The following is a 7201-nucleotide window of genomic DNA, read 5'->3' as shown; positions in this document are numbered from 1 at the left end:
AGATGGGGAGATGGGGAGATGGGGAGATGGGGAGATGGGGAGATGGGGAGATGGGGAGTGAGAGAAATATTTGGTAATGGTTGAAGATGGAACATTTTTTACGTGCCGAATTAAACGGATTTGATATAACTGGGAACAGTAGGAAAAGTATTTCTCTGTCTAAGGTTCATCATCAGTCTATGATTCTAACTAACTCGTTTCTTGCTATACAAATTCCCGGTGTTGGTGATTTCAGGTATGATATAGAACCCCTGATCGTATCTTCATAAATTTAGCAAAGAGTCAGGAGACAGGAGACTGAAGACAGGAGACAGGAGACAGGAGACAGGAGGGAAGATGTGGGGAGAAATAATATCATGTCCGGTTGAATAGTTATAAATAAAAATGGAGGAGTAATGAGTTATGAGTAATGAGTTATGAGTAATGAGTTATGAGTTATGAGGAGGGAATTTTAAGCTATAAATGAAGAGAAAGTTTTTTGATCACGCTCTTATCCGGACATGATATAATACAAAAAATTCAACACTCCTTCAGATGATTTTTCCTCAAAATTGATGCGCGAAAAGACTTGACTACATAATTATATAGATCTCAAATGGGTTCTATAATGCCTGGATAATTAGTTAACAAAAAACTTTCTCCAATCGTCATAACTACGCTCATCTTTGTAATTCTCTCTCCTCCTGACTCGGTCCTCTCCCTCCTGGGAGGGGCGCGCGGGTGGGTTGACTCCTCCTGACTTAACCATTCTATAACTGTTTAACCGGATTTGAGATCATCTCCGGTAGCATTGGTATTTTCAACAATTAATAATGAATAATGAATAATGAATAATTACCTCTCCATGAATTGAAGAGGATTGACAAATTCATGAAAATTTTTTTTCACAGGAGTCGATTGGATATGGCGAGGTCTCCTCGCCATCCCATCCTAGGTCATGCTGCGCAAACGACCGCTTATTATCCCCTATCCAAGGGGAGGCGCATACCCACAATTTTTCGGTAAGCGCGAAGGTCTGGAAACTCTCATGTACGGTTTTGGAGTAGAGGTGAGGGATAGTGATATCCCCATCGACTACATCACAAGGAAGAAGGAAGAAGGCTATTGAGCAAGAAAAAAACCTAAATTTCCGGGGTTGGTGATTAGGTAATGCCCTTCATTAATGGATAATGGATAATGGATAATTACCTCTCCCTTTTAGGGAGAGGATTAACCAATAAGGAAAAAATTTATTCTCTTGGTCGATTGGATATGGCGCAGTTTTCCTTGCCATCCCATCCTACGGAATGTTTTCCTTACGGAATGCTATCGCAAACGTAAACGACCGCTTTTTTCCTCTTGAAAGGGGAGGCTTCAAGGGGTGAATTATTTAATTATTTAATTATTTAATTATTAATTCTTCGGTAAATATTTATCAAAATAATATGGGTCGCGCAACCCCGCATTTTCAGGCGAAATATTTTTGGAGAGTTGCTCAAATCCCCTACTTCCTCTCCTGGGAGGGATTAGGGGTGGATTGACTTATGACTTCTGATTTCTGACTTATGACGCGCGTTAAATGACCGCCCAGAGTATGCAAAATTTAATCAAGTTTTTGATTTATTCAACTTTGGCTTAATGGCGCGGGCCATGCTGCTAGTCTAGTCTTGCAAAGACGGAACTTTACAATTGGAGTCGAACAACTGTAACTCAGAAAAGATTAGTCTCTAAAGTTGGCTGAGAAGTTTAAGCCAAGTTTGAAGAATACAAGGCCAAGTTGAATAGCAAGTCTCAGAAGCAGGAAAAAGGCCAAACGGGAAGGTTTACTAACTTAGCCCATTCTCGAACTTGTGCTTTTGCTCTGAGGCGATATTTCCTCTATTAAAATCTAATTGTGTTGATTGACATACTCCCGACGTTGCGCATAGCGCGACAACGTGGGATTCTTCAGTCATGAAAAAAATGACCGCTGTTTCGTGTGAGGTGATGTCCTCCCCCTGTATTAACCTTGATGATAACATGCATACCTTCTAGCTTGTCAAGGGTATAGGAAGGTTTTATTTGTGGAGGTATCCGACTATTGGCCCTGGCTTGACCATACGACGCTCCCCTGCGGGAGAGCGCGGGACTTCCCGCCAGGGAAGTTAAAACTTAAGTTAAACGCTCTAAAGTAATAGTTAAAAGCCATGGCTACCAAGGTGCTGAATTATATGCAATTAAAAGGATTTAATATGATGACTAGTTCAACAATTAATAATGAATAATGAATAATGAATAATTACCTCTTCTTTTCAAGGAGAGGATTGACAAATTCATGAAAATTTTTTTTTATTATCCCCTATCCAAGGGGAGGCGCATACCCACAATTTTTCGGTAACTGTATATTTTAATATTCCTTTGACTTTTAATTTTTAATTTTTTACTTGTAGGAAGATGATTAATCCTGGACAAATATTACAACAGCACTATCGAGCGATTCGACTTATTGGAGACTGTGGTTTTGGTCAAACTTGGGAAGTTGATGATGGTGGTACGATAAAAATTATGAAAATATTGCAAGTGCCAAGGGAAATAGAAGACGAAGAAATGGAGCAAGTAATTTCTTTGTTTGAGCAAGAAGCAAAAGTTTTAACACAGTTACACGAACCTGGATTACCAAAAGTCGAACCAGAAGGATACTTTATCTGGTCAGAAGCGAGAGATGAACCATTACACTGTCTGGTAATGGAAAAAATTGAGGGTATAAATTTATCTGACTGGTTGCAACAAGTTCATCATAATCAACCCATAGAAGAAGAGCAAGCGATCGCCTGGATCACACAATTAGTAGAAATTATTGGTAAACTTCATCAGAATCATTGTATCCATCGGGATCTTAAACCAACGAATATCATGTTGCGTAGCTCTACAGCACAAAACTCGAATCATAATGGAGCAAAACAACCATCTAAAACTTATGGGAATTTGCCTATAGAAGAAGCTAGTCAACAAACAAATGGAGAAGCTAGCAGATCAAATAATTTATCTTCCATTTCAATTACCCAAGAAAGTGTTGCACGGCCAGAAAATGATCCAGAAAAAACCAGAGAAACATCAGACCACAAACAGGAGGTTGAAAATGGAAAAAATCACATTGATCATCAACAACATTCCCAAAAGCAGAAATGGGGTCAACTAGCATTAATTGACTTTGGTGCGACTAGGCAAGTTACAGAAACATACTTAAGGCAATTTGAAGGCAAAGATGTGACTGGGATGATTTCTCAAGGTTACACATCCCCAGAACAGTATGAAGGGAAAATCACACGACAGTCGGATGTCTTTGCCATTGCTCGAACTATAGTTTATTTAGTCACAGCAAAAGACCCTGGGAATTTGCCTACCGATCCTCAGAGTGGTAGATTAATGTGGCGACACCATGCTACTCAAATCTCAAAAACATTAGCAGACTTAATTGATGAGATGATGGCAAATTTACCTCAGTGTCGCCCTCAAACAACCGAAGACATTTTGGAACGTCTTGCTAACTACAAGCAGCAAGTACAAGCAGAAATTGAACCTACCCAGAGCAAACAACCCGCTCCCGCAAAGAAAAACTATTTATCTGACTTTCCATTGCAGCAAAAAATACAGAACTTCAAGAGTAAATATCAAGAAACCACACCCAAAGTCAATAAATGGTTAGGCAAGATTTCCCTTTTAACACTAGGAGCGATCGCTGTATTAATTGCTATTTTACCAGAAGCACCAACAACTTGTCCTTTAAAACTGGATGATAATTTGAGTTGTGGGGAAGAAATTCTGATTCCAGGTTCCGCACCCACAGAAAAAGAAGAGGGAGTTAAAGCTTTTGCTGATGGTGATTATTTGCAAGCAGTCAAACTTTTAGAAAAAGCTAGAAAAAAATACTTTAATGATCCAGAAATTCTGATTTACCTGAATAATGCCAGACTAGCTGCTAGCAATACTGATGCTTATACTATAGCCGTTGTAGCACCAATGACAGGTGAGTCACAAGCTCTCAACTATAGTTTAGAAAAATTACGGGGAGTTGCTCAAGCTCAGAATGCCATAAACCTGAGCGATAATTTGATTGGAGGTAAGGGTTTAACTGTAATTATTGTTGATGATGGCAACTCTCCAGAGCAAGCAGTAAAAATAGCAAATAATCTGGTTTTAACAGGTCAAGTTTTGGCGGTAATTGGTCATGCTTTTAGTGAAATCACGATGAAAGTGGCTCCAATTTATGAACAGAATAAACTGGTTTTAATTTCTCCCACTGCTAGTGCTTCTAAATTATCAAATGGCAATGATTTTTTCTTTAGGATGATACCATCTGATGCCACAATAGCTCAAGCAATGGCAAGTTACTTAATTAATCAATCTACTGATAAACAGCAAAAAGTAGCTTTGTTTGATAATCCTAATGATATTTACAGTGAATCTCTCAAGAATCAATTTATGGTTAGTTTCAGTGCTGGTGGTGGCAAAATAGTTAAAGATATGAATGATAGTTTTGATTTGTCAAGAACTTCTTTTAATGCTAGTGCTGCGATCAATAGAGTAGAGAAACAAAAAGCTACTGCAATTGTATTACTGCCAGATATTTCCACTTTAGCGAAGGCAATAGAGGTAATCAAAGCAAATTGGCAGCTCAATTTACCGATAATTACTGGAGAAAACCTCTATAGTAACTATACTCTCAAGTTTGGCGCTCAAGAAGCAGAGAAAAATGTTGTAGTAGCTACACCGTGGCACAGTTTGAATAGTCCCGATCCAGATTTTCCACTGCAAGCAAAAAACATTTGGGGAGGAACTGTGAGTTGGCGTACAGCTTTTGCTTATGATGCAGCTAGAACCTTGATTACAGCATTAGAATCACTTCCAGAACGTAAAGAATTAAATCGCATTGCCCTGCAACAAATTTTAGCAAGTGAAAATTTTAGTTCTGAGGGTGCTACAGGAGAAATAACTTTTTTACCAAGTGGCGATCGCCAGGAATCAAGAATTATTTTTACTAAAGTAGTGAAGTCTAGTTGTTCGCCATTAGGCTATACATTTCTGCCCCTAGATTATCCTGTCGGCCAGTTTAGTCTTTTAGAATGTGATTGATATTACAGCAGTTTTCTAGTTGATGAGGTACAAAGTTTTATTACCCTAGGGAACAGGGAACAGGGAACAGGAAATATATAGCAATGTGCGCTGGCATATTTACAAATTGCAGGAGGTGTCCAATAGACATCTCCAATAATAAAAAATCGGCGTTGCTGATTCTAGGTATGATTTTGCCCCCCTAGCCCCCCAATTTAGGGGGGAATAAAACTCTAAAAGTCCCCCAAAATTGGGGGATGCGCGGGGGCTTGACCAGAACAAAACAATCGCGCATTCATACTTCAATTCAGCAACGCCAAAAAATCAAATCAATTATCGCACAGAAATTATCAATTCTTCCCCTCCTGGGAGGGGGAGGGGCGAGGGGTGGGTTCCCTACTGCCTACTGCCTACTGCCTACTCCCTCTTTTCTGGAGATGTCTAATAGAATCAGATAATCGGCCATATTAACTGTAGGCCACAAATAGCTACAGCTTTATATAATGAGACTTGATATTAGTAAAGTAGATAGAGAAATTTTTCATTTTCACATAAACTCCACAAATCAATAAATTTTTCTGAGTCAAATAAATCTTTCGGTATTTATTTAAGTGAGATCACTTAGCCACTACAAAAAACAGTTTATCTAATCTAATTTTAACTGCTTGTCATCAGTATTGTTACTGCTTTTTTCGCATTAAATTCAAAAACAAATATATCGTTGAAAATACATAATTATATTGTTATAGTAAATTCTTATCTTTTAGTCTTGCAGTTTATCTAGAAGTAGTGCATTATAGTAAAAGAAAGACAAGCAAATAGAAATCGCCAATAATATACTGATTTCTGCTCTATATTATAGAAGTTAAATATTACTAAGTTTGGAGTATATACAATGAAAACCACAAAAACTGATTCCCTAATATCTCAAGCAGCATTATTCGGAAAAAGTGCATTTTTGGCAACTGTAGCAGTAGCAGCAAGCGTAACTTCTGCTGGAGCTATCACTATTGATTTCGACCAAGATTCTAACGGTAACGCTCTTGACGCTGGAACCGTTATTGACATTGACGATTCAAACAAACAGCATCTTAAGGTAAACCCTTGGTCAGGAGTTCAAATTGAAAAAGTTGGTGGCAACGGCAAAGGTGTCACTTTGTTCAACAGTAGTTGTAACCCTTTTAAGATTGAAAATTCAACAAGTAATAAAAATGATTACAGTAGCTATGATCCACTAAATAGTGGAATTAGCGATGGCTGCAATCGTAAGATTGGAGGTAGCACGTTTGGAGATGAAGACCTAGCAACTGGGGGTAATTTAAATACAGTAGCAAGGAACAACATCCTGATTGTTCAAGAGAATAACAAAACAAATAATCAAGGATTATTTAGAGCTCCAGACGATCAGGGCGATGGTGGTAAAATCAAATTTACCTTTGATCGGGATGTTGCATTAGGAAATATCGAATTTCTTGATTTTGATAAGACAGATGCTAATAAAATTAACTTGATAGCTAAAGACGCAGATAACACTATCATAGCAGACTATACATTTTCAAGGCAAACACGAGAAGTAATTGATAACATAACGGGTAATGTATTTAATAATGCTGTTAATGAGACTAATATAGATGAAGCTTTTACAGGAGACAAGCTTACTGGTAATCCCTACGTTGAATACTTTTTAGCTAATCAAAGTGTAGTTCCTCATGAATTTGAGAACTCTGTTTGGGATTTTTACTTCGGACAAGAACTCGGACAAATTCGGAGTCTAGAAGTTCAATTTAACGGTATAAGTGGTGCCATCTCTGAGTTATCATATGAAGAAATGTACAGTGATTTCCTTTCTGAGCCAAAAGTGCGTGTACCAGAACCTGGCAGTATTGCAGCTCTAGCGTTCATCGGTGGTGGAATGTTCCTTTCCCGTCGTCGTCAGTCTCACTAAGAAATTCAATTATAATTGCATCTACTATAAATTTTAATATTGAATACAAATAAATAAAAATTCCATAACTGGGCTTCTTCTGAAAACGAAACAGGAGAATCTCAGGTTTTTTTTGTCATCAAGATATATGGCAGGGAACAAAAGCTACTTGCATCTGGCCAATGCGAAATTGCAGCACTATTTCCT

At 38.1% G+C, this 7201-nt stretch carries 2 protein-coding genes; both read left to right on the top strand.

All coding sequences use genetic code 11. The features are described from left to right. Nucleotides 1-2412: 2412 nt before the first annotated feature. On the top strand, nt 2413-5091 hold the full coding sequence (locus tag F6K23_RS35190; RefSeq protein WP_293165091.1) for a bifunctional serine/threonine-protein kinase/ABC transporter substrate-binding protein: 2679 nt from the start codon (nt 2413-2415) through the stop codon (nt 5089-5091). Between the two features lie 874 nt (nt 5092-5965). Beyond that, nucleotides 5966-7015, top strand: a complete 1050-nt coding sequence (locus tag F6K23_RS35185) for a PEP-CTERM sorting domain-containing protein (protein WP_293165090.1) — start codon at nt 5966-5968, stop codon at nt 7013-7015. The last annotated feature ends 186 nt before the right edge of the window (nt 7016-7201 follow it).

Origin of the sequence: Okeania sp. SIO2C9, assembly GCF_010672455.1 — a bacterium.
Lineage (GTDB): Bacteria > Cyanobacteriota > Cyanobacteriia > Cyanobacteriales > Microcoleaceae > Okeania.
This window is presented reverse-complemented; position numbering and strand designations above follow the sequence as displayed.

What these genes read in the sequence shown, in the direction of transcription:
- F6K23_RS35190 (WP_293165091.1), top strand. Translation starts at nt 2,413, where the DNA reads ATGATTAATCCTGGACAAATATTACAACAGCACTATCGAGCGATTCGA.
- F6K23_RS35185 (WP_293165090.1), top strand. Translation starts at nt 5,966, where the DNA reads ATGAAAACCACAAAAACTGATTCCCTAATATCTCAAGCAGCATTATTC.